The 25,158-nt window shown below is 50.3% G+C and carries 19 protein-coding genes; 8 read left to right on the top strand and 11 right to left on the bottom strand.

The window, feature by feature from the left end:
* Positions 1–6: 6 nt before the first annotated feature.
* Positions 7–1,362 carry an Asp-tRNA(Asn)/Glu-tRNA(Gln) amidotransferase subunit GatA gene (gene gatA, locus L5462_RS01305; protein WP_237779037.1) on the top strand — a complete coding sequence of 452 codons (1,356 nt, stop codon included), beginning with the start codon at positions 7–9 and terminating at the stop codon, positions 1,360–1,362.
* 11 nt (positions 1,363–1,373) lie between these two features.
* Positions 1,374–2,843 (top strand): AAA family ATPase, encoded by a 1,470-nt coding sequence (locus L5462_RS01300; protein ID WP_237779036.1) that lies wholly within the window; start codon positions 1,374–1,376, stop codon positions 2,841–2,843.
* A 38-nt stretch (positions 2,844–2,881) separates the two neighbouring features.
* Here L5462_RS01300 and L5462_RS01295 read toward each other — a convergent pair whose 3' ends face one another.
* The 4 genes from L5462_RS01295 to sepS are packed head-to-tail and all read right to left on the bottom strand — an operon-like array spanning position 2,882 to position 6,311.
* Positions 2,882–3,610 carry an ATPase domain-containing protein gene (locus L5462_RS01295; RefSeq protein ID WP_237779035.1) on the bottom strand — a complete coding sequence of 243 codons (729 nt, stop codon included), beginning with the start codon at positions 3,608–3,610 and terminating at the stop codon, positions 2,882–2,884.
* 11 nt (positions 3,611–3,621) lie between these two features.
* Positions 3,622–4,296: a 3,4-dihydroxy-2-butanone-4-phosphate synthase gene (gene ribB, locus L5462_RS01290; RefSeq protein ID WP_160322825.1), complete on the bottom strand. Its 675-nt coding sequence runs from the start codon at positions 4,294–4,296 to the stop codon at positions 3,622–3,624.
* A gap of 28 nt (positions 4,297–4,324) precedes the next feature.
* Positions 4,325–4,711 (bottom strand): CTP-dependent riboflavin kinase, encoded by a 387-nt coding sequence (locus L5462_RS01285; protein ID WP_237779034.1) that lies wholly within the window; start codon positions 4,709–4,711, stop codon positions 4,325–4,327.
* Between the two features lie 4 nt (positions 4,712–4,715).
* Positions 4,716–6,311: an O-phosphoserine--tRNA ligase gene (sepS, locus tag L5462_RS01280; RefSeq protein ID WP_237779033.1), complete on the bottom strand. Its 1,596-nt coding sequence runs from the start codon at positions 6,309–6,311 to the stop codon at positions 4,716–4,718.
* Positions 6,312–6,539: 228 nt separating this feature from the next.
* Here sepS and tfrA point away from each other — a divergent pair, with 228 nt between their 5' ends.
* Positions 6,540–8,183, top strand: a complete 1,644-nt coding sequence (gene tfrA, locus L5462_RS01275; protein WP_237779032.1) for a fumarate reductase (CoM/CoB) subunit TfrA — start codon at positions 6,540–6,542, stop codon at positions 8,181–8,183.
* Between the two features lie 9 nt (positions 8,184–8,192).
* On the opposite strand, the gene L5462_RS01270 is transcribed toward tfrA, so the two are convergent.
* Both L5462_RS01270 and L5462_RS01265 read right to left on the bottom strand, forming a co-directional pair.
* Positions 8,193–8,864: an HAD family hydrolase gene (locus L5462_RS01270; RefSeq protein WP_237779031.1), complete on the bottom strand. Its 672-nt coding sequence runs from the start codon at positions 8,862–8,864 to the stop codon at positions 8,193–8,195.
* A gap of 10 nt (positions 8,865–8,874) precedes the next feature.
* Complete coding sequence (locus tag L5462_RS01265; RefSeq protein WP_237779030.1) at positions 8,875–10,164, bottom strand: amidohydrolase family protein; 1,290 nt, start codon at positions 10,162–10,164, stop codon at positions 8,875–8,877.
* Positions 10,165–10,321: 157 nt separating this feature from the next.
* Here L5462_RS01265 and hisG point away from each other — a divergent pair, with 157 nt between their 5' ends.
* Both hisG and L5462_RS01255 read left to right on the top strand, forming a co-directional pair.
* The gene (gene hisG, locus L5462_RS01260) at positions 10,322–11,185 is read left to right on the top strand and encodes an ATP phosphoribosyltransferase (protein ID WP_237779029.1); all 864 of its coding nucleotides are present in this window, start codon (positions 10,322–10,324) and stop codon (positions 11,183–11,185) included.
* Between the two features lie 9 nt (positions 11,186–11,194).
* Positions 11,195–11,968 carry a fumarylacetoacetate hydrolase family protein gene (locus L5462_RS01255; RefSeq protein WP_237779028.1) on the top strand — a complete coding sequence of 258 codons (774 nt, stop codon included), beginning with the start codon at positions 11,195–11,197 and terminating at the stop codon, positions 11,966–11,968.
* Between the two features lie 110 nt (positions 11,969–12,078).
* Here L5462_RS01255 and leuS read toward each other — a convergent pair whose 3' ends face one another.
* Genes leuS through L5462_RS01240 form a run of 3 tightly spaced genes read right to left on the bottom strand, consistent with a single transcriptional unit; the run spans position 12,079 to position 16,011 of the window.
* Positions 12,079–14,928 (bottom strand): leucine--tRNA ligase, encoded by a 2,850-nt coding sequence (leuS, locus tag L5462_RS01250; protein WP_237779027.1) that lies wholly within the window; start codon positions 14,926–14,928, stop codon positions 12,079–12,081.
* Entirely contained in the window at positions 14,909–15,226 is a 318-nt protein-coding gene (gene cutA / locus L5462_RS01245) for a divalent-cation tolerance protein CutA (RefSeq protein WP_237779026.1), read from the bottom strand. The genes leuS and cutA overlap by 20 nt, the downstream gene beginning before the upstream one ends.
* Entirely contained in the window at positions 15,226–16,011 is a 786-nt protein-coding gene (locus tag L5462_RS01240; protein ID WP_237779025.1) for an NAD+ synthase, read from the bottom strand. The genes cutA and L5462_RS01240 overlap by 1 nt, the downstream gene beginning before the upstream one ends.
* A gap of 129 nt (positions 16,012–16,140) precedes the next feature.
* Between L5462_RS01240 and L5462_RS01235 the strand changes: the two genes are divergently transcribed.
* A complete protein-coding gene (locus L5462_RS01235; RefSeq protein WP_237779024.1) occupies positions 16,141–17,115 on the top strand; it encodes a TRC40/GET3/ArsA family transport-energizing ATPase in 975 nt (324 codons plus the stop codon).
* A gap of 260 nt (positions 17,116–17,375) precedes the next feature.
* Positions 17,376–18,401, top strand: a complete 1,026-nt coding sequence (locus tag L5462_RS01230; protein WP_237779023.1) for a H(2)-dependent methylenetetrahydromethanopterin dehydrogenase-related protein — start codon at positions 17,376–17,378, stop codon at positions 18,399–18,401.
* A 129-nt stretch (positions 18,402–18,530) separates the two neighbouring features.
* On the opposite strand, the gene L5462_RS01225 is transcribed toward L5462_RS01230, so the two are convergent.
* Together L5462_RS01225 and L5462_RS01220 are read right to left on the bottom strand one after the other, a co-directional pair.
* Entirely contained in the window at positions 18,531–22,694 is a 4,164-nt protein-coding gene (locus L5462_RS01225; protein ID WP_237779022.1) for an SBBP repeat-containing protein, read from the bottom strand.
* Positions 22,695–23,104: 410 nt separating this feature from the next.
* The gene (locus tag L5462_RS01220; protein WP_370636996.1) at positions 23,105–23,728 is read right to left on the bottom strand and encodes a cobalt-precorrin-7 (C(5))-methyltransferase; all 624 of its coding nucleotides are present in this window, start codon (positions 23,726–23,728) and stop codon (positions 23,105–23,107) included.
* Positions 23,729–23,819: 91 nt separating this feature from the next.
* Here L5462_RS01220 and L5462_RS01215 point away from each other — a divergent pair, with 91 nt between their 5' ends.
* Complete coding sequence (locus L5462_RS01215; RefSeq protein WP_237779020.1) at positions 23,820–25,010, top strand: redox-regulated ATPase YchF; 1,191 nt, start codon at positions 23,820–23,822, stop codon at positions 25,008–25,010.
* Positions 25,011–25,158 lie beyond the last annotated feature (148 nt).

Below are 25,158 nucleotides of genomic sequence, written 5' to 3'. Positions count from 1 at the left end.
TTGGAAATGGAAATCAGGGATAAGGTTGAAATGATTAAGGATCATGGCATGACCGCATCAGAGAACCTTGAAAGGTTCATCAGGACAATAAGGGCAAAAAATGATGATGTAAACGCATTTATAGAGGTCAGGGAGGATGAGGCCTTCCAGAAAGCTGAGGAGATAGACTCAAGGATAGCCTCAGGTGAAAGGACAGGTAAACTGGCGGGACTAGTCGTGGGGGTTAAGAGCAACATCAACGTGGAGGGCTTCACGGTATCCGCTGCATCCAGGACCCTTGAAAACTACACTGGCAGCTATGATGCAACCGTCATAAGGCGCATAAAGGAAGAGGACGGGATAATAATCGGCATGACCAATATGGATGAATTCGCAGCAGGGAGTTCAACGGAGACCTCATTCTTCGGCCCCACAGACAACCCCTCTGCACCTGGAAGGATACCCGGCGGTTCCAGTGGGGGAAGCGCAGCTGCCGTTGCAGCCGGGATGTGCGATATTGCACTGGGATCAGATACAGGGGGGTCCATAAGGAACCCTGCCTCTCACTGTGGGGTTATGGGGTTCAAGCCAACCTATGGGCTGGTTTCAAGGCAGGGACTCCTTGATCTTGCCATGAGCTTCGACCAGATAGGGCCCCTTGCAGCTGACGTATCCGGCCTTCAGCTGACCCTTGAGGTGATCTCAGGCCATGACCCCACCGACCCAACAACCATTGCAGAGGACCGGGAACTCGGCGTGGATCGGGAACTGAAGGATATTCGCTTCGGGGTCGTGAAGCAGTTCCTTGAGGTCACCGATGACTCAATAGATGCTGCCATCCAGAGGAAACTTGACCTGATAGAGGATGAGGGGGCTGAGATAGTGGAAGTTGATTTTGGCTACATCGACCTCTGCCTCCCAACCTATTACCTCATAAACTATGTTGAGTTCTTCTCAGCCACAAGAAAGTATGATGGCAGGAAGTATGGACACAGGATAGAGGACGTATGCGGCCCTGAGGTGCTCAGAAGGATACACATGGGTTCCTACATCAGCCAGAAGGAACTATCTGGTAAATACTACAGGAGGGCCCTCCAGGCAAGGTCACTCATAAGAAGGGAGATAGAGGGGCTCCTGAAGGACGTGGACATCATACTGGGCCCCACAGTCCCGAAACTCCCCCACAGGCTTGGAGAGGAACTTGAACCAATGGAGATGTATGCATACGATGTCCTCACAGTAATAGCCAACCTTGCAGGTATACCCGCTGCAAGCATGCCTGCAGGTGACGTTAATGGGGTTCCTGTGGGCCTGCAGCTCCAGGCAAAGCCAGGGGACGATGGAATGATACTCTCTGCAATGAGGGGTATAGCCTCCCTTTAGAGTGAGTTTACATGAGGATTGGACTTGCATATCTGAGGGGCTCTGTGCCGGCCTTTGAGGATTTTGGATTTCTACCCACCGACCTGGTTAAGGAGAATGGCCTCGTGAATGGTGAGAGGGCCCACAGGGTCCTGGATGGCATCATAATACCCGGTGGGAGCATAGTTGAGTCAGGGAGTCTATCAGCGGACCTTGGATCAGAGATAGGGAGGATGGCTGCTGAGGGGAAATTTGTCCTTGGCATCTGCTCAGGGTTCCAGGCACTGGCAGAGAGGACGGATATAGGGAGAAAATCGCCGTGCCCCATATACAGGGAGGGTCTGGGGCTCCTGAATGTATCATTCCACCCAATGATAAGTAACGACCGTGTGGAGGCCCTTGTCACCGGGGAGTCATTCCTCACCGCAGGTTTGACCGGTGAGAGGGTAACCGGTTTTCACTGCCACACCTACGGTGAGATAAGGGGGGATGCACCTGAGATAATGCGCTCAATAATAAGGAGGGCCGATTACAGGGACAGGAGACTTGAGGTAACCTCGGGTGTCTGCAGTGATGATGGAAACGTCGCAGGTACCATGGTCCACGGGGCACTGGATGAGAACCCCGCCCTTGTGGAGAACATACTGGAGTTTCTGGGCGCCGGTGAGGATGCAAGGGAGAGGATAATGGAGAAGAACCGGGAACTCAGAAAAACCCTGAGGTCAGAGATAGGTGTGGGAACAGGTATAAACGTTGAGGAAAGAGGAAGCGAGACCAGGAATACCCCGCCAGCAATCATGATAGCATCCACGGGCTCGGATGCAGGGAAGACCTTCATAGTCACCGGCCTTGCAGGGGCCCTCAGGAAGAGGGGTCTCAGGGTGGGGGTCATGAAGGTGGGCCCTGATGTCAGGGACATAGTACCGGCCCTCTACCTCATAAAGGAGCCAATGGAGAAACACTCCTCCATAAGGATAGGGCACCTTGGCTGGATGGACCTTGAGGATGCCCTGAAATCGGTGAGGGGAAGGTATGATATAATACTGATCGAAGGTGTTATGAGCATATTAACAGGGCTCCTCAATGAAACCGTGCCCTACTCCGGGGCCGAAATTGCACTTGCAGCGGGAATACCGGTTATAATGGTGGCCGGCTGCAGCAGGGGCGGGGTGGAGTCTGCGGCTGTTGACCTGGACGCCCATATAAGTGTCCTTGAGAGGCTTGGGGTTGAGGTCCCCCATGCCATCCTCAACAGGGTCTATGACATGGATATATTCGAGAGGGCCTCAGGGGGGAGGTACCTTCCTTTGCCCCGGGTTAAGATGAGCAGGAGGGGCGGAACCCCCGAGGTTGAGATAAAACTTGAGGACTTCTGCATGAGGGCCATGGAGGCTGTTGAGGAGAACCTTGACGTGGATCTTCTCATATCTAAAGCAGCAGAACCAGAATTCAGGGGATACACTGACCTTGAGGAGATAATGAGAAGATTCAGGAAAAATTAGGTTATTTTTTAGGTGATAAAAAAATAGTGGTGGTGGGGTTAAATTTCAAGATCCTCCTCAGGGATCTCCTCCCCCTCTGTTATTGTTATACCCTCCTCTCCGCCTATCTCATAGGTGAGGAACTGTAGGGGTGTCTTGGTGCTTCTCATCTTAACTATGTCCATTATACGCTCCCTTCGACCTGTGTAGGGGTTCTCCCTCCTGCCGAGCTTTATGGCACCATAGACCGAGAAGAGGGCAAGTTCATTGAATTCCTTGGAGGTTGCGCTGTCAAGTATGATGACAGAGGTTATCCCCCTCTGCTTGAGCTCATATACCAGGAGGTCAAACTGGTTCCTGAACTCATATGCTGTTAACTTGGCTGTGTAGCCCCCGAGACTGTCTATCACAACCACCTCAGCCTCAGGGGGGATGTCGTGTATTATCTTGGTGAAGTTGCCCTTCATTGGGTCCATGTCCATGCTGAGCTCGGCCTCTGTTATCCCGGCCCTTATACCGGTCAGTTCAATGAAGTTGAGGAGTCCCCTCTCCTCAAGTTCCTGGGTATTCCAGCCAAAGGAGTTTGCCTGGATGTGGAGGTCATTGGCGTCCTCCTCGGCTGTGATATAGACCGTGTTGTATCCCTCCATGCAGCTACTTATTGCAAAACGCAATCCAAAGATTGTCTTCCCACATCCGGGTTCCCCGGTTATAAGGACGGATCTGCCCATGGGGAAGCCGCCTATTGTGTCATCAAGTCCACTGATTCCTATCTTCAGCCTATCCATAAGAAACACCTCTAAGATCTGAATTCCATGTATGATTCAATGAGGTCTGCTCCGCTCATGAATATGAGGTCGTGTTCCTCCGCATATTTCATGGCGTCATCCGTTGAAAGCGCATTACCGGTCCTGTCATCCATCATCTCACAGCAGACCGCAACTCCCTCAAGTCCTGCCATCTCCATGAGTGCTATGCTCATCTCGGTGTGGCCCCTCCTCCTGGTCACATGGCCATCAGCGGCCCTCAGGAGGGTGACATGGCCAGGTGATCGGAAAAGATCCCCGAACTCATGGTGTTTTTTGTTTTTACAGAGCTCTGCAAGCTCCCTTATGGTCAGGGCCCTGTCATTGTCGGTTATTCCTGTAAATGTCCTCCGGTGGTTCACTGTTATGGAGAACGCCGACTTTTCATCGTAGGGTATATCATGGGGTGAGAGTCTGCTGAGTACCGGGTAGCGGCCTGAGGCCTCATTCATTATATCGGTCATGTAGGGTATACCGAGACTTTCTGAGTTCTCCCAGGATACAGGTACACATATGAGGCCACCTGCATCGTTCCTCATGACCCTGATGTGATCAGGGGTTGTTTTTTCGGCAGCAACAATCATATCTGTTTCCCGTTCACGGTTGTCCGCGTCGAATACAAGGACCATTTCTCCCTTTCTGAGTGCTTTAAGGGCTTCCTGAATCATATGATCACGACTCTGTTGTATCACTCAATTAATCTGGTGACTCATCATCCATTATCTTTAGGCTAACAGTATCTCCATCTCTTAATTTAAGGGTTTTTCTGAGGTTCACCGGTGCAACAAATTCAAGGCACACGTCCCTGTGATGGGTTTTAACAGGGAACAGAATGGCGCCATCAACCTCATCGTTCAGCACGGCCCTAACATAGAGCACATCCCCGAAACCGCCCCCACCATGTATTTTATCAGCCCTAAGGCGAAGTTCTCCGACGATTTCAGGGTCACCGGTTTCTATGTTGAGGGTGCCGGGGAATGGCTCGAAACCCAGTTTCTTCCTGAACTGTTCAAGGTAGACGTCCCTTGTCATGAAGTATGCGCCCTCACCGAAACCTGAACTGACCCTTCCTGTTATGATCATCCTCTCACTCCAGCCTGCCCCTTACAGTTGAGAAGAGGGGGCCCCTAAGGTCTATCTCACGGTTTCTGCTCGTTATGTACCTCATGGCCACATCATCCAGGATGAGGTTCAGGTCAGAGAGGGACCTTGCTATCGTGCTCCTCACCTCAACCTCATCGGCGCCACTTACAGCCATCTCCTCCACCCTGTAGGCTGCTTCGGCTGCAAGGGCATCCATGTAGGTTATCCCCGTGTTGAGGCCATCCCGCCGGGCTCTGGCTATGAGTTCGTTGTCCAGTTCAGTCCCGGGTGGAACACCCAGTATGTTGCCATCGTGGATGTAGATGGTGTTCCAGACCGCGGGTCCAAGGAGCCGTGTGTTCTCCTCATCCTCAACTGCCTCCACCCTGATCCTCCTACCAAGGAATTCCCCACTGTAAACCTCAAAGCTGCATGGGGAATCTGCGTCCGCATGGGCCCTCCAGGTTTCAATTATCCTCTCCATGAGCATCCTCCCATCTGATGTTACAGGGTGGAGGTTTATCCTGAGCATGCCGGCGATGTCCCTGTCGCTGAGCCTCCAGGGGCCATGGATCTGGGGGTAGACCATCTCCCGGACGTCATCCACCTGGTTGAGTATCATGGCCACACGCTCAACACCCACCCCAAGGTTCATGACCTCCTCGTCTATACCGTACATTGAAAGTGCTATGGGGGAGTATAACCCGAAGGTTGCAATCTCAACCCAGTCCCTGAGGCCCGGGTGGTAGGCGTAGACCTCTGTCTGGGTCCCGGGAATGTAGTACTTGGATTTCTTCTCATCAGGCAGGAACTTGAACCTTGAGAATCCGAAGTGCTCAAGCAGGCCCTCGGCCACTGCCTTCCCAACGTCGAGGGGAACCTCATCATCCACAACGACGCATGAGGCTGAATGATAGGTCATGAGGTGACTTGAATCCTCCCTCTGCTCCCTCCTGAAGCAGCGGTCAATTGAGAATAGTTTCAGGGGGAGGGGGTACCTGTCATGTATTTTCTGGAGGGATATGAACCACCCGGAGGTCATATGGGACCTGAGGGTTGTTCTCCCTGCAACGGGTTTGAGGTCCCTTATCTCAGGGAACACCCTCTCGATGATCCTTAGGGCCTCATGGCTTTCAACCTCAAGGGCCCCGGATACCTCAAGGACGAGGTCGTCCCCTGAGATATCACCCTTCTTGTAGGATCTGAAGACCTCCTTGAGGCCCTGAATCCTGTCCTCTGTCACCTCAACTCCCATATCCTCTATCATCCGGATCTTATCAAGGCCAAGGCCTATGTCAGGCCTTGGAAGCCCTCCCAGGTAGAAGCACCTGTCGAGGACCGCCGGAGCCTCCGGGCCGAACTGCCTGTATATGTGCTCCTCGTCTATGAATACCGGGTTCACCATCTCACTGAACCCCAGCCTGAGGTAGGCCTCCCTTATCATCCAGATGGTGTCATAGAGGACGTGAGATTTTCCCACACCAAACCTCAGGCGGGGATACTGCAGGTCATGGTGGGGCTTTTTAAGGAGCTTCCCGCTCTCAAGCCATGCCCTCTCAAAGTCCCTCCTTGATAGTTTAACTATATCCTTCTTCTTCAAATAGAACCCCCGTGATCTTTATGGTATATGTAAGAGATCATCATCCAGTGCGATGAGCCGGGTTCATCACCCCTCAGCAGATGATTCGTTCTATTAAATTGGCCAGTTGAAGGGCTTCACTTTTCTGATCATCAACTTTTAACAGAGGGTGATGTTTCACTTCCCTGTTCATCACCTTAACATATTGACTGCCAAACCTTATAATAATGAATGTTGAAAATAATCTCCATGGAAAGCGAGCTTTATGAATGCGATGTTCTCATAATAGGCTCAGGCGGAGCCGGCTGCAGGGCAGCAATTGAGGTTTCTGAACACAAACTGACACCAATCATAGTTTCAAAGGGATTATCATTCAAATCAGGATGCACAGGAATGGCTGAAGGTGGATACAACGCTGCATTCGCATGCGTTGATCCGGATGACACTCCCGATGTCCACTTTGAGGATACAATGAGGGGCGGGGGATTCATCAACGACCCCAGACTTGTCCGTATACTGGTGGACGAGGCTCCTGACAGGCTGAGGGACCTTGAAGAATATGGTGCACTCTTTGACCGCCAGGAGTCAGGCCTCCTGGATCAGAGACCCTTCGGCGGCCAGACCTACAGGAGGACATGCTACCATGGGGACAGGACAGGCCATGAGATGATCACGGCCCTCAAGGAGGAGGTTATAAGGAGGGATATAGAGACCATCGATGAGGTTATGATAACATCGCTCCTTGTTGAGGATGGCAGTGTCCTTGGCGCCATGGGCGTATCCATCAGGAATTCGGAGCCTGTGGCCTTCAGGACATCCTCCACCATACTTGCATCAGGGGGGGCAGGCCACATATACCCGGTGACGTCCAACACCATGCAGAAGGGTGGTGATGGCTTTGCAATCGCCTGGAAGGCAGGGGCTGACCTCATAGACATGGAACAGGTCCAGTTCCACCCCACCGGCATGGTATACCCCGAGTCACGAAGGGGGGTCCTTGTAACTGAGGCCGTTAGGGGCGAGGGCGGCATACTCCTCAACAGTGAGGGTGAACGGTTCATGGGCCGCTATGACCCCCGTGGCGAACTTGCAACAAGGGACGTGGTTGCAAGGGCCATATACACCGAGATAATGGAGGGTCGGGGGACAGAGAACGGCGGTGTCTACCTTGATGTGAGCCACCTCCCGGCTGAGGTTATAGAGGAGAAACTTGAGACCATGCTACTCCAGTTCCTGGATGTGGGCGTGGATATAAGGTCCGAGCCAATGGAGGTTGCACCCACAGCACACCACTTCATGGGGGGTGTCAGGATAGATGAGTGGGGCAGGACCAGCCTCAGGAACCTCTTCGCAGCAGGAGAGGTTGCAGGTGGTGTTCATGGTGCCAACAGGCTCGGAGGAAATGCCCTGGCAGATACACAGGTATTCGGAAGGAGGGCTGGTATATCGGCTGCAAAAAACGCCATGAATTCATCCATGGGACAGGTCAGGTCACTCATTGAGGATGAGGAACAGCGGATTAAGGGTATGGTCCGCGATGGATCTATAAGGCCAGCTGAGATAAGGGATGAACTCCATGAGGCGATGTGGAGTGATGTTGCAATTGTGAGGAGCCGGAAGTCACTTGAATCTGCAATGTCCAGGATTTCCACGCTGATGGATAAACTGGGGGACCTGGATGTCCCTGAAAGAGGAGGATTTAACAGCAACCTCCTGGAGGCCCTCGAAATTGAGAACATGCTCATAACAGCATCACTGGTGACCCACTCAGCTCTTATACGGGAGGAGAGCAGGGGATCCCACTACAGGGAGGATTTCCCTGAAACACGCCCGGAATGGAAAAGGAGCATATTACTCAACAGGAAGGGAGAGCCGCGGTTCATAAAGAGATAATCAGGTAAGTTAAAACTGCTCAGAAGTCACTATACTCATTATCTCAGGGCTGCGGTAGTCCCTGAATACATAATCAGCCCCAGCCCATCTGAGCTCTGCCTCCCCGTACCTTCCGGCTGCTATTCCAATCTTAAGGGCACCCACATGGGCCCCGGCCATCATATCGTGGGGTGTGTCACCAAAGAGGACGATTCTTCCGGGGGCACCCACCTCAAGCCCCCTTTTAACCGCGATTTCTGTGAGCTCCTCCCTTATGGGGCTGTCACTCCCAAAGCCCCCGAATGAGAAGTAACCTGCAATACCCGCCCTCTCGAGCTTCATAAGGGCTATGTCCTCAAGGTTTCCTGTGACAATTCCCATGAAGGCATCGATGGATCTGAGGGCCTCAAGGAACCCCATAACACCATCTATAAGGCGGATATCATCGTACTGGATATTTTCCCCCACATAAGCTACAAGTTCATGGAGGAAGTCATCCATTCCTTCCTCTATATCCCCTGATTCCAGGCCCAGGAGGCTGAGGACCTCCCTGGCTATTGCAGGGTCTGTTTTTCCGTGGTAATCTATGAGGTCAACGGCGGCATCAACACCGTAGACCTCCCTGAAAGCATATCTGAATGCCTCCTCATGGACCTCTGAGCGGTGTATGAGGGTTTTGTCGATGTCGAATAGTGCGATCATCTTCCCACACCTACTGTTTTGAGGTGAGCTCCTCTGCAGCACCCTGTGCAAGTTCCATGACGTATTCCTCATCCAGCACCTTCAGTTCACCCTCAAGTAGCAGAATCCTTCCATCACATATCACAGTATCAACATCCGCGCCACTGGCAGAATAGACAAGGTGTGAGGCAGGGTTCCTCCAGGGTGTGAGGTGGGGCCTGCGGGTGTTTAAAACCACAATATCCGCCAGTCTACCTTCCTCTATGAGGCCAGAATTAAATCCCAGGGCCTCAGCACCATTCACTGTTGCCATCCGGAACACATCCATTGCAGGGAGTGCTGTTGGGTCGTGGAGGCTGACCTTCTGGAGCAGCGAGGCGGTCTTCATCTCCCCAAACATATCCAGGTTATTGTTTGAGGCGGCCCCGTCTGTCCCGATGGAGACTTTAACACCCCTCCCCATGAGTTCAGGTAGAGGTGAGATGCCTGATGCCAGTTTCATATTGCTTGAGGGGTTGTGTGAGACCTTCACCATTCTCTCTGAGAGGATTTCCATTTCATTTTCCTTCAACCAGACGCAGTGGGCTGCCACGGTCCCCGGACCAAGGACGCCTGTTGCATCCAGGTACTCAACAGGGGACATTCCATGCGCCTCTAAAACCTCCCTGACCTCATCCTCTGTTTCAGATACATGGATGTGGATACCAACACCGTGTTCAGCTGCCAGGCGGGCAGTTTCCCGGAGGAGTTCCTCTGAACAGGTGTAGGGGCTGTGGGGTCCAAGGGCAACCTTTATGCGTCCATCTGCCATTCCATGACATTCACGGATTATCCTGAGGCTCTCTCTGATTTCAGCCCGCCTTTTATCATCATCCCCCAGGTCTATCATCCCGTGACTTAGAACGCATCTCAGTCCAGCCTCATCCACTGCACGGGCCACGTCGTCCATGTAGAAGTACATGTCATTGAAGGTTGTTGTACCTGACCTTATCATCTCCACGCATCCAAGGAGGGCCCCTGCATGGCAGTACTCCCCGTTGAGGTGGGCCTCGGCTGGCCATATGTGGTCATTCAGCCACCTGTCAAGGGGGAGGTCATCTGCCATTCCCCTGAACAGTGTCATTGAGAGGTGGGTGTGTGTATTCACAAGACCAGGGATGAGGAGTTTTCCGTGGCCATCAATGACGGTGTCAGCGTCACCGGGACTCAGGGTGTCTGAAACCTCCTCTATGATGTTACCCTCCACCAGAACCGATCCCCTGCGAGGGCCTGCTGCGTCAAGGACCTGGGCGCCATGTATCAGTATGCTCTCATTCTCCATCGGATCACCTTATAACTTATAAGTTTTAACTTATAACCTGGGATGAATCTAAAGCTATTATATAGGTTCCTTAAAAAGAGATATAAGTGATGTGATTCTGCAGATGAGATGCATTGTACAGCATTCACAATAAATATTTGAGTCATCGAGGGATTGAATGAAGATAAGAATAGCGGTTCCCTCAAAGGGAAGGATAAGCGAACCTGCAATAAGGCTACTCGAAAACGCAGGCGTGGGGCTGAAGGATACAATTAACAGAAAGCTATTTTCAAAGACACAGCACCCCCAGATCGATGTCATGTTCAGCAGGGCAGCCGATATACCCGAATTCGTTGCAGATGGGGCGGCCGACCTTGGTATCACAGGGTACGACCTCATAGTGGAGAGGGGCAGTGAGGTTGAAATCCTTGAGGACCTCAACTATGGGAGGGCCAGCCTGGTACTGGCAGCCCCCGAGGACTCCTCCATCGAGAAACCAGAGGACATACCTGACGGTGCGGTTATAGCAACAGAATTTCCCAGGATAACAGAGGACTACGTCAGGAAAAGGAACATAGGGGCCGAGATAGTTGAACTCACAGGTTCCACAGAGATAGCGCCATTCATCGGCGTGGCGGACCTCATAACCGATCTCAGCAGCACCGGCACCACACTCAGGATGAACCACCTGAAGGTCATTGACACACTTCTTGAGAGTTCAGTGAAACTCATAGCAAACCCTGAAAGTTACAGACGCAAGGGACAGCTGATAGAGGAACTCAGAACAGGGATACGGGGAGTTATAGATGCAGAGGGCCGCAGGCTCGTCATGCTGAACATAGACCGGAAAAACCTTGATCGTGTGAGGGCACTCATGCCAGGCATGACAGGACCCACGGTCTCGGAGGTACTATCTGATAATGGTGTTGTGGCTGTCCATGCGGTTGTGGATGAGAAGGAGGTCTTCAACCTGGTGAACAGGCTCAAGGCCGTGGGGGCAAGGGATATACTGGTTGTGCCAATTGAGAGGATAATCCCATGAGGTGTATCAATGAAGTTCCTCCGCTTTTCAGATAACGGAAGGGTTCTCTATGGTTTTACAGATGGAGAAAGGGTATTTCAGGTTGAAAGTGACCACTACCTCCTTGAGGATCCAGAGGTTATCTCAGAACATCATATGGGGGATGTGAGGATCCTCCCCCCAGTTTCACCCTCCAAGGTTATATGTGTGGGTCTCAACTACAGGGACCACGCAGCTGAACTCGGAATGGACATCCCTGATGAACCGGTCATATTCCTCAAGCCACCAACGGCGGTCATAGGTCATGGTGATACAATAGTATACCCTGCAATGTCCTCGGAGGTTGACCATGAGGTTGAACTTGCAGCGGTTATATCAGAAAGAGCGAGGTGCGTTGATGCAGGGGAGGCGGATGAATTCATAGCAGGCTACACGGTACTCAATGATGTAACTGCAAGGGACCTCCAGAGGCGTGATGGACAGTGGACGCGTGCAAAGAGCTTTGACACCTTCTGCCCCATAGGGCCATTCATAGAAACTGATATCAAACCCAGCAACCTTGATATATCCCTTGAACTCAATGGAGTACTCAGGCAGTCATCCAGCACATCCAACATGATATTCACCGTGCAGGAACTGGTTGAATTCATATCAGAGATCATGACACTGGAGCCTGGTGATGTCATTGCGACCGGCACACCACCCGGTGTCGGAGAGATGAAACCAGGAGACACCGTAAGGGCCACCGTTGAGGGCGTGGGAACACTTGAAAACAGGGTTGAATCTTCAGATAACATCCAGTGAAAGCCAGCATCTGATAAAATAAGCGTTATAATCCCCAAGCCATTATATTATTTTTTCAATAAAGAAGGGTCAGACACGGATAAATAAAAAAATTAATGTCCCCTTTAACCTCATGTCTCAAGGTATATTGCGGGTTTAAGGGGAACAGCATTCTTGGCCTTGTTTTCAGGGTCGTAGTCCGCATCACGGTGGATCACCACATCAGCCCCAACCTCTGATTTTATGTAGTCACTGGCATCAACCAGTACACTGTACTCATCCACCTCAACGACCTCAGATTTACCTGCATCCCTGAGGATCCTCCTCACGAATTCCGAGACCTCCTTCATGTTGCTGTGGACACCGGAGGCTGAAACCCTCCCCATTATAGCACCCATATCTGGCTTTCCAACCTCAGATGCTATTCTCAGGACATCCCACTTCCAGGGTGGTGATGTGTACAGGTGCACCCTCTCAGGCCGGGCGTCCAGTATCTTCATGATCTCCTGAATATCCCTGACGGTGTTCTGAACCATCTCCTCTGCAACCTGAACCTCCCTGCTTATGGCGTCCTCCCTGAAGCCGGGCCATGGGGCCTCTGATACGAAACCATCACCACCATATCTCTCCCACATCTCCTCGGCTGTGTAGGGAGTGAATGGTGCCATGAGCCTTATCCAGGCGCTCAGAACATGTGCAAGCACCATTTTAACCTCCATGTCCACACGGCCATCAACACGGGCCATGTAGTGATCCACATCCTTTTTCAGGAGATAAAGGGCCTCCTGCACTGCCTTACGGGTCTGGAATGATTCAAGGGCATCTGTGGCCTCGCGTATCCTGTGGTTGAGCTGAGAGATCATCCACTTACCCGCGAAGCTTTCCGGCTCAAATTCAGGAAGCTCTGAGAGGACCAGTTCACCTTCCCATATCTCAGAGACCCTTTCACCGAATTCCCTGAACCACTCGATGCGCCTCCTGGTCCCTGTAACCTCATTCTCCCTCCAGTCAAAGTCCTGCCAGGGCTCTGCAGATGACATGAGGAACAGGCGCACAACATCCGCGCCGTGCCTCTCTATTGCATCCCGCAGCAGTATCACGTTACCCTTGGATGAGGACATCTTGTTACCCTCAAGGAGGCCCATTCCAAATACAACGACACCCCGGGGCCAGTGGGATTCAGGGAATATGGCGGAGTGATGGAATATGTGGAATGTCAGATGGTTACCTATGAGGTCCTTGGCAGATAACCTCCAGTCAAGGGGGTACCAGTAGCTGAATTCCTCCCTGAGTTCAGCCCCCTCTCCGGATTCATCAAGGAAGACGCTATCAAAGAACTCATCATCCAGTTTCTCAGGGTCCATCCCCCTCAGTTTATGGGCGATGGTGTAGTAGGCCATGTAGATGGTTGAATCGGTTAGGGGCTCTATTATCCACCTATCGTCCCAGGGGAGCCTTGTACCGAGACCTATCCTCCTTGAACATGCCCAGTCATTCAGCCAGTCAATGTAGTACTGGAAGTTGGACCGTACCTCCCCGGGTATTATCTTCATGGCAGAGAGGCACCTGTGGGCCAGTTCCTTCCACTCCTCATCAGAGTACTTCATGAACCACTGGTCCTCCATGAGCCTCACAACGCACCTTCCACCGCAGCGGCATATCACAGGGCGCTCTGCAAACTCGTACATCTCATCGGCCAGGCCCTCAGATTTCAGTTCATCTGCTATGACCTCACGGGCCTCAGAAACCTTCATTCCAGCGTAAACAGGGATGTGTCTGCTCATCACACCCTTTGCATGTTCAACCTTGTAGAGTTCCCCTGTGGCGTCTTCAAGGCGTTCATCCTCCTGACTTTCAACCCCGAATTTCTGGATGACTTCCGCGGCAGGGAACCTCCCGTAGCCCTCAACTGTGATAACATTGATGGGTTCGAGGCCCTCAATCACATCACTGAGACCATACCTCTCAACCAGTTCAGAGTTTCTCCTGAGGTCCTCAAGTGCTATGAAGTCTGCAGGCGCATGTGCGGGTACAGAGAATACCACTCCAGTGGCATATTCAGGGTCAACAAATGAGGCTGGGAGTATGGGGTGCATTTTTCCTGTCACAGGGTTTTCAACTTCCCTTCCAATGAGTTCCTCAGGGTCCACATCACCCTCAACCTCAAGGTCCAGCTTCTGGTGTGACAGGTTATCAAGGGAGGCACGGCTTACTATCCAGTCTTCACCACCTGTCCGTACCCTCACGTACTCCTCCTCCGGGTTCAACCAGAGGTTGGTTGCACCGTAGATGGTTTCGGGCCTGAAGGTGGCCGCAACAAGGTAGGAATCATCTATTCTGAACTTGAGGAGTGTGAGCTGGTTTATGGCCACACCCTCCCCCTCCAGGAGGTCGTGGTCACCGACCGGGTTTTCACAGTCAGGGCAGTACTTCACTGGATGGGCACCCTTCCTAACAAGGCCCATGTCACGGAGCTTCCCTATCTGCCACTGTATGAACCTGCTGTAGGTGGGGTCAGTGGTTTTGAATTCACGCCTCCAGTCTATGGAGTAACCCATATCCTCCATCACAGAACGGTACTCCCTGCTGAAGTATTCAACGATGTATTCAGGGTCACTGAAGCGTTCAAGTTCCTCCTCGGGTACCTTGTGGACCTCCCTGTAGATCTTGAGGGTCCATGGATCCTTTCTCTGTATCCTCCTGGCTATCCCTATTACTGGGGCCCCTGTGACGTGCCAGGCCATGGGAAAGAGGACGTTGTATCCCTGCATCCTCTTGAAACGTGCATAGACATCCGGGACCGTGTAGGTCCTTCCGTGTCCTATGTGCATGGCACCACTGGGGTATGGATAGGCAACTGTCAGGAAGATCTTCTCTCTGTCATCGGGGTCAGCATGAAATATTCCTGCATCTCTCCACTTATCGCGCCATTTACTCTCAATATCCACTGAATCACCGCCGTCATGGCTTTTTGACTTCATTATTTAACCATTCAAGGTAATCACGGGATCCCCCTGTTATGGGAATTGAAATTATGCATGGATTATCATAACTATGTAGTTCCCTCACTCTTTTAATTATTTGCTGGGTTAATTCACTGGCTGTTTTAACAATGAGGACCGACTCCTCATCCTCCTCAAGGGAGCCCTCCCAGTGGTAGAATGATTTTATGGAGGGTATGATGTTCACACAGGCCGCGAGTCTCTCCTCAACAAGTCTACGCCCGATCCTTGCGGATTCCTCCTGACCGGAGGTCGTTATGTATATCAGCGTGAACATCAGATCACCCCTGGATCGGCTATTTCAGGGGGCCTGAGCTTGTGCCCTGCTGCGCGGATCATCCAATGTATCCTCTTAACCTCTTCAGCAGGCACTCCAAGTTCAGTTGCGGCCTCAGGAACCCTCATTTTTTTATCAACCAGCAGAAAGAGGATCTCATCCAGGACATCATAGCTTATCCCCAGTTCCTCCTCATCGGTCTGGCCGGGCCAGAGGCCGGCTGATGGGGCCTTGGATATTATCTCAGATGGAACACCAAGCTCCTCTGCAAGCATACGGACCTGTTTCTTGTATAGACCTCCAATTGGAAGTATGTCGACTCCCCCATCACCGTATTTGGTGAAGTAACCCACAAGGAGCTCCGTACGGTTACCGGTACCGGCCACAAGCCGGTTCATGGAGTTTGCATGATAGTAGAGGACCATCATCCTTGCCCTTGGCTTGAGGTTCGCCACAGCAAGTCTGCTGGCCCGGTGACCGCACATACCACCGAAGGACTCCAGAATGGGTTCAATGTTCACGGTCTCATATTCTATGCCGGTTTCCTCTGCAACAAGTTCTGCATGTTTAAGGTCCTCGGGGGGTGTTGTGTCAGATGGCATGATTATACCAAGAACCCTCTCAGGGCCAAGGGCATCTGCTGCAAGGTAGGCGACAGTTGAAGAGTCCACACCCCCACTGAGACCCATCACAACGCCATCTGTCCTGCTATCAGCCACTTTGGCCTTTATGAACTCCTCTATCCTCTCCCTCACGTGGGGACCAAGCCCTGGAACATGTCTCATGAAACCACCCTCTCCACAGTAGCAATGGTTAAAAGTAAGTAGGGTATATTTTATATAACCATATAAATCAATGTAAGGTAACATGTGAAGGTGTTCATCAGCATCACGGATTCTTACAGGAGGAGTACAATGGCATTTAAGGATCTTTTCAAGTTCAATAAGGGCAAAACAACATTCGTGTTCATAGGTGGAAAGGGAGGGGTTGGTAAAACAACCATATCAGCCGCAACAGCACTCTGGATGGCCAGATCAGGCAAGAAGACACTGGTTATCTCAACAGACCCCGCACACTCACTTTCAGATTCCCTTGAGAGGGAGATAGGTCACACACCAACCATGATAACAGATAACCTCTACGCGGTTGAGATAGACCCTGAGGTTGCAATGGAGGAGTACCAGGCAAAGCTAAGAGAACAGGCATCAATGAACCCTGGAATGGGACTTGACATGCTCCAGGACCAGATGGACATGGCATCAATGTCCCCTGGTATCGATGAGGCCGCAGCATTCGACCAGTTCCTGAGGTACATGACAACCGATGAGTATGATATCGTGATATTTGACACTGCACCTACGGGCCACACACTCCGTCTCCTCTCATTCCCTGAACTCATGGACTCATGGGTTGGGAAGATGATCAAGATAAGGAGACAGATCGGCAGCATGGCAAAGGCCTTCAAGAATATACTCCCATTCATGGGCGACGAGGAAGAGGAGGACAGGGCCCTCCAGGATATGGAGGCCACCAAGAAACAGATAAACGCTGCAAGGGAGGTCATGTCAGACCCTGAGAGGACCTCATTCAAGATGGTTGTGATCCCTGAGGAGATGTCCATATACGAGTCCGAGAGGGCGATGAAGGCCCTTGAGAAGTACAGCATACATGCAGATGGTGTCATCGTCAACCAGGTGCTGCCTGAGGACAGTGACTGTGAGTTCTGCAATGCCAGGAGGAAACTGCAGCAGGAAAGGCTGAAGCAGATACGTGAGAAATTCAGTGACCAGGTGGTTGCAGAGGTCCCACTCCTCAAGGAGGAGGCCAAGGGTATCGAAACCCTTGAAAAGATCGCAAGGCAACTCTATGGCGAACCTGAGCCAGCCTGATTGGAATATAATATGTTTGAGGCTCATAATATTAAAAAGTAATTAACCTCAAACACCATTATTTTTAGATAAAACCTGTCTGAAGGCTTTAAAAACCGATAAAATTTTTAACCTATGATTTATTAGATTTTAAGGTTATATTGAAGCATTAAGTTCATTTTAAGGTTATATTAGGTCTTATTTTTTTTAAAGAATCAAATGCCAAAATTTATAATATTCCTTCAAATTACTTAACAATATATTAACGTTAGGTGAGCACTATGAAAGTTGCAGTTTATGGCGCGGGTAATCAGAAACTTTATGTGGACCAGCTGAACTTGCCTGAAAAATACGGGGGTGAGGCACCCTACGGCGGAAGCAGGATGGCAATTGAATTTGCAGAGGCAGGTCATGACGTTGTGCTAGCAGAGCCAGCAAGGGAGATGCTGGATGATGCACACTGGAAGGTTGTTGAGGATGCAGGTGTAACCGTAATAGAAAGTGATGCTGAGGCAGCCAGCGAGGCAGAGGTGGCAGTTCTCTTCACACCATTCGGTAAAAAGACCTTCGATATAGCCAAGGACATAACACAGCACCTTCCAGAGGGCGCTGTTATAGCCAACACCTGTACCGTATCCCCGGTGGTCCTCTACTACGTCCTTGAAAGGGAACTTCGAAGGGACCGTCAGGACCTGGGTATAGCATCAATGCACCCTGCAGCTGTCCCTGGAACACCACAGCACGGCCACTACGTCATAGGGGGACACTCAAGCAGTGAACTTGACATAGCCACAGATGAACAGATTTCAAGGTGTGTTGAACTTGCAGAAAGCTGTGGTAAGACAGCATACGTTGTACCTGCAGATGTATCAAGTGCAGTTGCCGATATGGGATCCCTTGTAACTGCCGTAACACTTTCAGGTGTCCTTGACTACTACTACGTGGGTACCCAGATAATCAAGGCACCTGTGGAGATGGTTGAGAAGCAGATCCTCATGACACTCCAGACAATAGCATCCCTTGTTGAAACATCAGGTGTTAATGGAATGCTCAAGGCCATGAACCCTGAGCTCCTTGTGAGAAGTGCAAGGTCAATGCACCTCCTTGAGGAGCAGGAGGAACTGGATGCTGCAATCAACACACTCTCTGACCTTGATGATGAGGTTATCCAGTGGATAAATAAGGGTGAAATCAGGCACACGGATCTCGTAGCAGCCCAGGCCCTTGCAAATGAACTCAAAAACCTCATGGGTGGAAAGGCAGCAGAGGGTACCATAAGAAGGTGCATGAGGAAGATGTTCGAATAAAACCTTCATTTTTAACTATTTTGAGAGACTATTTTAAGAAGTAATTGCTTTTTAGATAGACTAAAATCAGGTTACGGTTATTCGCATATTTAGGAATTAGTTGCTTTTCAGATAAAAAAATAAATAAAATCAGGTTACGGTTATTCGCATATCAACCACCCTGAATGTCCTGCTTATGTACGCGTAACTGTAACCCCTGATCGTCTTTGCGTGGCTGAGGGTTGCTGACAGTGTATCCGCCCTGAAGGTCTCAGATAACCTTATGGTTCTCGTGTACCTGCTTGGGTTGTAGATTTTCCTTGTTGTAACGATTCTTGCATCGTACGGGTAGTAGCCGATGGTTGCAGTGTAGGATCCTCCAGGTTTCAGTGTAAATTTGTAGGTCCTGTATGCCAGTTTCGAACCGTCTGATGAGTAAACTGTGACATAGTAGGTCACTGTTGTGGTGTAACTTCCGGTGTTTCTGAATGTGAATCTGTAGGTCCTTTTTGGGGGGTTCACGTAAACTGTGGCGGTTTTCAGGTTGTTGATGCTGAATGTGTACACACCTGGAGATGAGATGTATCTCTGGAATCTTAGCACTGCACCCTCATGGGGTCCAACCCTCACCGTGTAGGTACCGATGAGATTGCCGTTGAGGTAGACTGGAACTGTGAAGTCACCTTCAACGTCACCAGTGTTCTGGATTTCTGCTTCAACCTCGACGGTTGCTGATCCCACGGCACTTGATGGTGTCACATTTAGGGACCCTATTTCAAGTGTCGCTGGTTTCAATGCATTGACGTTTGCAGCGGGTAGTGTGTCAACGGTAACGGTATGGTTGCCCCGCTGTGTTATGGTGTATCTGAATGTCACGGTGGTCTCCCCAGCAGCAGCCACGTTCACGGTCCTTGATGCAACAGGTACCCCATCAATGTATAGTCTTACCGTGTGGTTGCCTGAAACGTCACCGACATTGGAGACCCTTGCAGATGCTTCGATGGTCAGGGGAAGAACCCCCTCGTGTGGTGAAACCACCAGGTTGTCCACTGTGAATGCGGCAGGCCTCAATACCCTCACAGTCACCGGTGCAAGGCCATTAACCGTGACATCATGGGTTCCAGGGTCACTGAGCTCCACCCTGAAGAGTACCGTGGAGGCACCAGGTCCGGTAAGCTGGACAGTCTTATTCTGAACGTTCACTCCGTCTATGTATAGCCTTACGGTGTAGTTGCCGCTTCCAGCCTCAGTTGTGCTGATCCTTGCTGTTACGTTGAATACGAGTGGTGAAACACCTGAACTTGGAGTTACATTGAGGTTTGAGACCACAGGTTCACTGAGCGCCCTCACGGTTACAGGTGCAAGTGCCCCTATGCCGGCAAGGTATGTTCCTGGAGCATTCAGGGTGTGGTTGAACCTCACCTGGGATGTTCCGCCTGCAGGGACTGTCACGGTTCTTGTATCAACAGCCGCACCATTTATGTATAGGGTTGCGGTGTACTCCCCATCGACCTCCCCTGTATTTCTGAGTTTAGCTGATGCTGCAAGGTCAAGGGGGCTGAAGCCTGATGTGGGGGTGACAGTTAAATCTGAGGCGGTTATATTCGCCGGTTTAAGGACCCTGACATTCCTTGTGAATCCATTTATTCCAACACTGTAGTTTCCAGGCAACAGTGTTGTTTTCATTAAGATTTCCCTTGTTTCACCGGGGTTTAGGCTGACCGTGTTCTCCTGGACGGTTTGGTTGTTGACATGGAGCCTTGCTGTGAACCCTATGACCATATCATAGGGGTTTGTAACGTTGAGGAGTGCTGTGACGTTCAGTGTACCCACGCCGGTTCCGGGGGTAACAGCGAATCCCCCGAACACAGGGTCAGGATCAAGCACCCTGATTCTAACCTCTTCACCGGAGTTAACACGGAGATTGTACTCCCCTGGGACCATGAGCTGATTCTTAATTGAAACCTTAACACTTGACCTTCCCGGGACGGTGACCGTTCGGCTGTCCCATGCGACACCGTCAAGGTAGACGGTAACGGTGAAATCACCTGGAAGGTCTCCCTGGTTCCGGACTGTGGCGTTCACGGTGACATTGAGGGGTGATTTACCCTCCAGGGGCGTTACTGTTACATTGGTGAGGCTGAAGCTAGCTGCACTGAGGGCCCTGACTGTGCCTGAAGTGGCGTTGTTGAGTGATATGGTGTAGATTCCACTTTCAGGGAGTGTTATCATGGCAGAGAACGGTACAGTGCTTCCACCAGGAACATCCAATGTCTGTTCATGGACCTCCACTCCATTAACATAGATTATGGCTGTGTAACTCCTTGTCCTTGAGTCTATGCTGGTGATATTCGCGGTGACCATGACATTCAGCGGCGCAAGACCACTTTCCGGTGTCAGTCTGAAACCGTCCACAAGGAACTTTTCACCCTCCATGACGTTGACTGTGAGGGGTTCGAGGTCATTTATGGTTATTTCATGTATACCAGCGGCAAGGGTCCTGTTGAAGGATACCCTGACCCTTGAATTTGCAGCAACAGTCACATTTTTGCTATCAACGAGAATTCCATTGACGTAGAGGCCGGCGGTGTATGTGTCAGGAAGATCACCGTAGTTGACAATATCAGCAGTTACGTTAACCCTGAGGGGCTCTGTCCCGGCACGTGGTAGTACTGTAAGATTTTCAGGGATTATGAGCGGGCCGCTGAATGCCCTGACAGTGAACGGCTGGAAGTTGTTCACGGTAACGGAATATGTACGGCTGTTTCTGAGCAGATAATCAAAGCTGAAGTCCCTTGTTGTTTTTGATCCCACCTCTATCCACTGCCATAAGACCTCATATCCGTTAACGTAGAGGCCGAGGCGGTACCATCCACTGGCATCCCCCCAGTTGGTTATTTTACCTTTCACTGTAATTAATAGAGGTGCTGTTCCATTTGCAGGTGTTACAGTGAGGTTGCTTATGAAGAACGGCGTGAACCTTGTGAGGAAACCATCTGATAGTCCTGTAAGTTTAGTTTTTCTTGCATCTGATGTTACAGGGAAATTGTTTGACCAGGTCTTCCCGGCAACATAGATGTTCTGGTAGGGGTCAACAGCAACAGCATAGCCATGATCCGCTTCGATCCCACCCAGGTAGGAGCTGTAGAGGACGTTTCGTGGAATGCTGAATTTTGTGATAAAGGCATCCACACCGTTCAGTGACCTGTCAAATGCTCCCTGTGTCAGGGGGAAGTCAGATGAGGATGTTGTACCTGTCAGGTAGAGGTTTCCATACCTGTCGGGTGCAATTCCATATACTGAATCATCACCGGTTCCACCGAAGTAGGTTGAGTATGTCACGTCCTCACCATCGAATGCCATGATGAATCCGTCTGAAAGGCCCTTCTTTGTCCTCTGGTATGCAGTCACAGGGGTTATGGGGAAGTCGGTGGAATTGGTTTTACCTGCAATGTAGATGAGGCCACCATAGGAGGTAATGGCGTGGCACATGTCCTGTCCTGAACCTCCAAGGTAGGTTGAGTAGTCAAAGCTCATCTGTGGTGTGAATCTTGACATGAAAATATCATTCGTACCACTCTTATACTGTGAGATCGCATCGAAGGTTACCGGAAAATCATCAGAGTAGGTGTACCCTGCAATGTAGATGTTCCCGTTGTTGTCAAGGGCAAGTCCCTGGCAGTAGTCGTCCCATGATCCTCCAAGGTAGCTCAGGTAAATAACGGTGAGGTCCTGGTCGAGTTTGGCAATGAATGCATCATAACCGCCATGATTGATTTTCTGGTAAGCATCATCTGTTACCTGAAGGTTCTCTGAGATGGTGTATCCGCTCACATAGAGGGTTCCGGACCCATCCATTGCAAGACCCTTTGCAACGTCATACTTGGATCCGCCAATATATGTGATCCTTTCGATTTTGCCAAGGGGGTCTATCCGTGCCACGAACGCATCCTTGCCCTCAACACCAGCCCTACTTATTTCGCCTGCAACATAGGCGTATCCATCTGCATCTGCGATGATTCTGTGTCCCCAGTCGTCTCCACCCCCGCCGAAGGTCGTGTAATATATGACCTGTCTTGATGTGTTGAATCTGGCCACGAAGACATCCTTGGCTCCATTGACGTGAGTTGAACCGGTCACATAGATGTAACCGGATTCATCAACGTAAACGTCACGGGCCTCATCAACCACATCACCACCAAGGTAGGTTGAGTAGTCCATGGTGTAATTTGATTCAGCAAAGGCTGAGCCCTGAAGGACGAGCATGAGAAGGAGCCCGCAGATCAGAGCAGAAAAACTTTTTACATGAATCAATGATTATCACCTCCCGAAAACATTACATTTTATATTCTGTTTATAATGAATAAAGTTTACTATTTAATTTTAAAACTGAAAAATAGATCTATAATGAAATATTATTTATTTAGAACTGTTAGAATGCATTAAACATTGAAATATTAGTTTAAAACGCGAATTTTTATTAAAAGAATACTTATATGTATTATATGCTCCCTATTAGGGACTCATCTGTTTTTTCAAGAATTTCAGTCATTTCATTGGTTATTAAATAAATTTCTTACTGAAATCTGAATAAAATAGAGTTATGGCGTGCCATGAGTTACTGGAGTACCCGAGCTGAAATCAGATAATTCATCAAAGAAATAGAAAGCTTCAGTGTAATTTATCAGGTCCAGCATCAGATTAAAAGAAATTCATAGGTCTCTTCAGAATACCACAATGACTGACATGTAGCTGAATTCAGATACCGCCAGTTCCCCGAGTTTCAGTTTAACAATCCTTTCATCAGGGTAGCTGAGCCTTTCACAGACAGCAACAAATCTTTCTGGATCCACACCAATTTCCATAAGGAACCTGGCGGTATCAGAGGGGGTCCTTGATGGGAGAATTATCGTTGGCCTCCCGTTATCAAGAATATGCACTATATTCTCCTCACTTCGGCCGTGAAATGTGACTATGTCAGCATCATCCCAGGGAATAAGGAGCCTTGCAGCGCAGAGCTGGACGGAACTCACACCAGGAATAACCTGAATTTCAACGTCAAGCTTCTTTTCTGATAGTATCCTCTTAATTGGTTTCAGAACACCTGAAAACCCGGGGTCACCTGTTGAGAGCACCGAAACCTTACCTGAAACTGCAAGCTCAGCCGCCATTTCAAGCTTTTCATCCATATCCCCACCACCCACCACTACAGCTTCATTCACATCAGGAAACAGTTCAAGGGCCCTTCTACTCCCAAATACAGTATCAGACTCCCCCACAGCGGCAGCAGCGGCAGGGGTGATGTAATCAGATGAACCGGGACCTATACCCACTATATAGAGCACCATGACCATCCACAACCAGCGCATTCAGTTCAACGGATATTATTCAGGACCAACATATATAATTGTTTCATGACCATTTATTAATGTGGTAACAATGATTCAGATTGCAGTCACAGGAAAACCCAACGTTGGAAAATCATCCTTCTTCAACGCAGCCACCCTCTCAGAGGCAGAGGTGGCATCATATCCATTCACCACCATCGATGCCAACCATGCAGTTGCCTATGCATCCTGCAGGTGCCCCTGCCAGGAGCTTGGGGTCCAGTGCAACCCCAAAAACTCACGATGCATTGATGGCACCAGACTGATCCCTGTGGAACTCATCGATGTGGCGGGTCTTGTCCCGGGGGCCCATGAGGGCAGGGGCCTTGGAAATAAGTTCCTGGATGATCTCAGACAGGCCAGAGCATTCCTGCATGTAATAGACGCCTCAGGTTCAACAGACGAGGAGGGAAGACCCGTTGAGCCAGGGAGCCATGACCCTATGGAGGATGTGCAGTTCCTTGAGGACGAAATAACCATGTGGCTCTACGGCATCCTTGAGAAGAACTGGGAACGCCTTTTAAGGAAGGCAGCATCAGAGAAGCTTGATATGAATCGCATAATACATGAACAGCTCTCAGGTACAGGTATAACTCCCGAGGATATCATCGAGGCATCAAGGAAGGTGGAGGCAGATGTTTACTCATGGGGTAAGGATGAACTCCTGGAATTTCTTGATGAACTCCTCAGGATAGCAAAGCCCATGCTGATAGTTGCAAACAAGGCCGACATTCCAGAGGCTCGGAAAAACATTGAACGCCTCATGGATTCCTACCCCCATGTGGTACCGGCATCTGCAGAGGCTGAACTTGCCCTCAGAAGGGCATCAGAGGCCGGGCTTATTAGTTACACACCAGGGGCAGGGGACTTTGAGATTGTTGATGGGTCAGGGCTCACCGACAGGCAGAGGGCAGCCCTTGAGTATATCCGTGAAAACGTCCTTGAGGTCTACGGGAGCACGGGTGTCCAGGAGGCAATCAACAGGGTGGTATTTGATCTTCTGGATATGATAGTTGTCTTCCCGGTTGAGGATGAACATCACTTCACTGATCAGAGGGGCAATGTTCTCCCTGATGCGCTGCTGGTTCCCCGCGGTTCAGGCCCAAGGGACCTTGCCTACCTGATACACACCGAGATAGGGGATTCCTTCATGCACGCGGTGGATGCAAGGAAGGGGATGAGGGTTGCGGCGGATCATGAACTTGAGGATGGGGACATAATAAGCATAATATGTGGCAGATAGTATTACATAAAATTATTAAATTGAGTGGTCAGTTTCAAGTGTAACTGGCGTGGCATTCTCCATATGGAACAGCGTATGGTGAAACATTAAATATTACTGAAAATTATTAAATTGAGTGGTAAGTTTCAAGTGTAACTGATGGTGAAGG

The sequence above is a fragment of the Methanothermobacter sp. K4 genome, assembly GCF_022014235.1.
Lineage (GTDB): Archaea > Methanobacteriota > Methanobacteria > Methanobacteriales > Methanothermobacteraceae > Methanothermobacter.
Note: the sequence above shows the minus strand (reverse complement) of the source record. Positions and strands in the feature narration are given on the sequence as shown.

Coding starts and splice junctions, on each gene's coding strand:
- gatA (WP_237779037.1), top strand. CDS start 7: ATGGAAATCAGGGATAAGGTTGAAATGATTAAGGATCATGGCATGACC.
- L5462_RS01300 (WP_237779036.1), top strand. CDS start 1,374: ATGAGGATTGGACTTGCATATCTGAGGGGCTCTGTGCCGGCCTTTGAG.
- L5462_RS01295 (WP_237779035.1), bottom strand. CDS start 3,610: ATGGATAGGCTGAAGATAGGAATCAGTGGACTTGATGACACAATAGGC.
- ribB (WP_160322825.1), bottom strand. CDS start 4,296: ATGATTCAGGAAGCCCTTAAAGCACTCAGAAAGGGAGAAATGGTCCTT.
- L5462_RS01285 (WP_237779034.1), bottom strand. CDS start 4,711: ATGATCATAACAGGAAGGGTCAGTTCAGGTTTCGGTGAGGGCGCATAC.
- tfrA (WP_237779032.1), top strand. CDS start 6,540: ATGGAAAGCGAGCTTTATGAATGCGATGTTCTCATAATAGGCTCAGGC.
- L5462_RS01270 (WP_237779031.1), bottom strand. CDS start 8,864: ATGATCGCACTATTCGACATCGACAAAACCCTCATACACCGCTCAGAG.
- L5462_RS01265 (WP_237779030.1), bottom strand. CDS start 10,164: ATGGAGAATGAGAGCATACTGATACATGGCGCCCAGGTCCTTGACGCA.
- hisG (WP_237779029.1), top strand. CDS start 10,322: ATGAAGATAAGAATAGCGGTTCCCTCAAAGGGAAGGATAAGCGAACCT.
- L5462_RS01255 (WP_237779028.1), top strand. CDS start 11,195: ATGAAGTTCCTCCGCTTTTCAGATAACGGAAGGGTTCTCTATGGTTTT.
- leuS (WP_237779027.1), bottom strand. CDS start 14,928: ATGAAGTCAAAAAGCCATGACGGCGGTGATTCAGTGGATATTGAGAGT.
- cutA (WP_237779026.1), bottom strand. CDS start 15,226: ATGTTCACGCTGATATACATAACGACCTCCGGTCAGGAGGAATCCGCA.
- L5462_RS01240 (WP_237779025.1), bottom strand. CDS start 16,011: ATGAGACATGTTCCAGGGCTTGGTCCCCACGTGAGGGAGAGGATAGAG.
- L5462_RS01235 (WP_237779024.1), top strand. CDS start 16,141: ATGGCATTTAAGGATCTTTTCAAGTTCAATAAGGGCAAAACAACATTC.
- L5462_RS01230 (WP_237779023.1), top strand. CDS start 17,376: ATGAAAGTTGCAGTTTATGGCGCGGGTAATCAGAAACTTTATGTGGAC.
- L5462_RS01220 (WP_370636996.1), bottom strand. CDS start 23,728: ATGGTGCTCTATATAGTGGGTATAGGTCCCGGTTCATCTGATTACATC.
- L5462_RS01215 (WP_237779020.1), top strand. CDS start 23,820: ATGATTCAGATTGCAGTCACAGGAAAACCCAACGTTGGAAAATCATCC.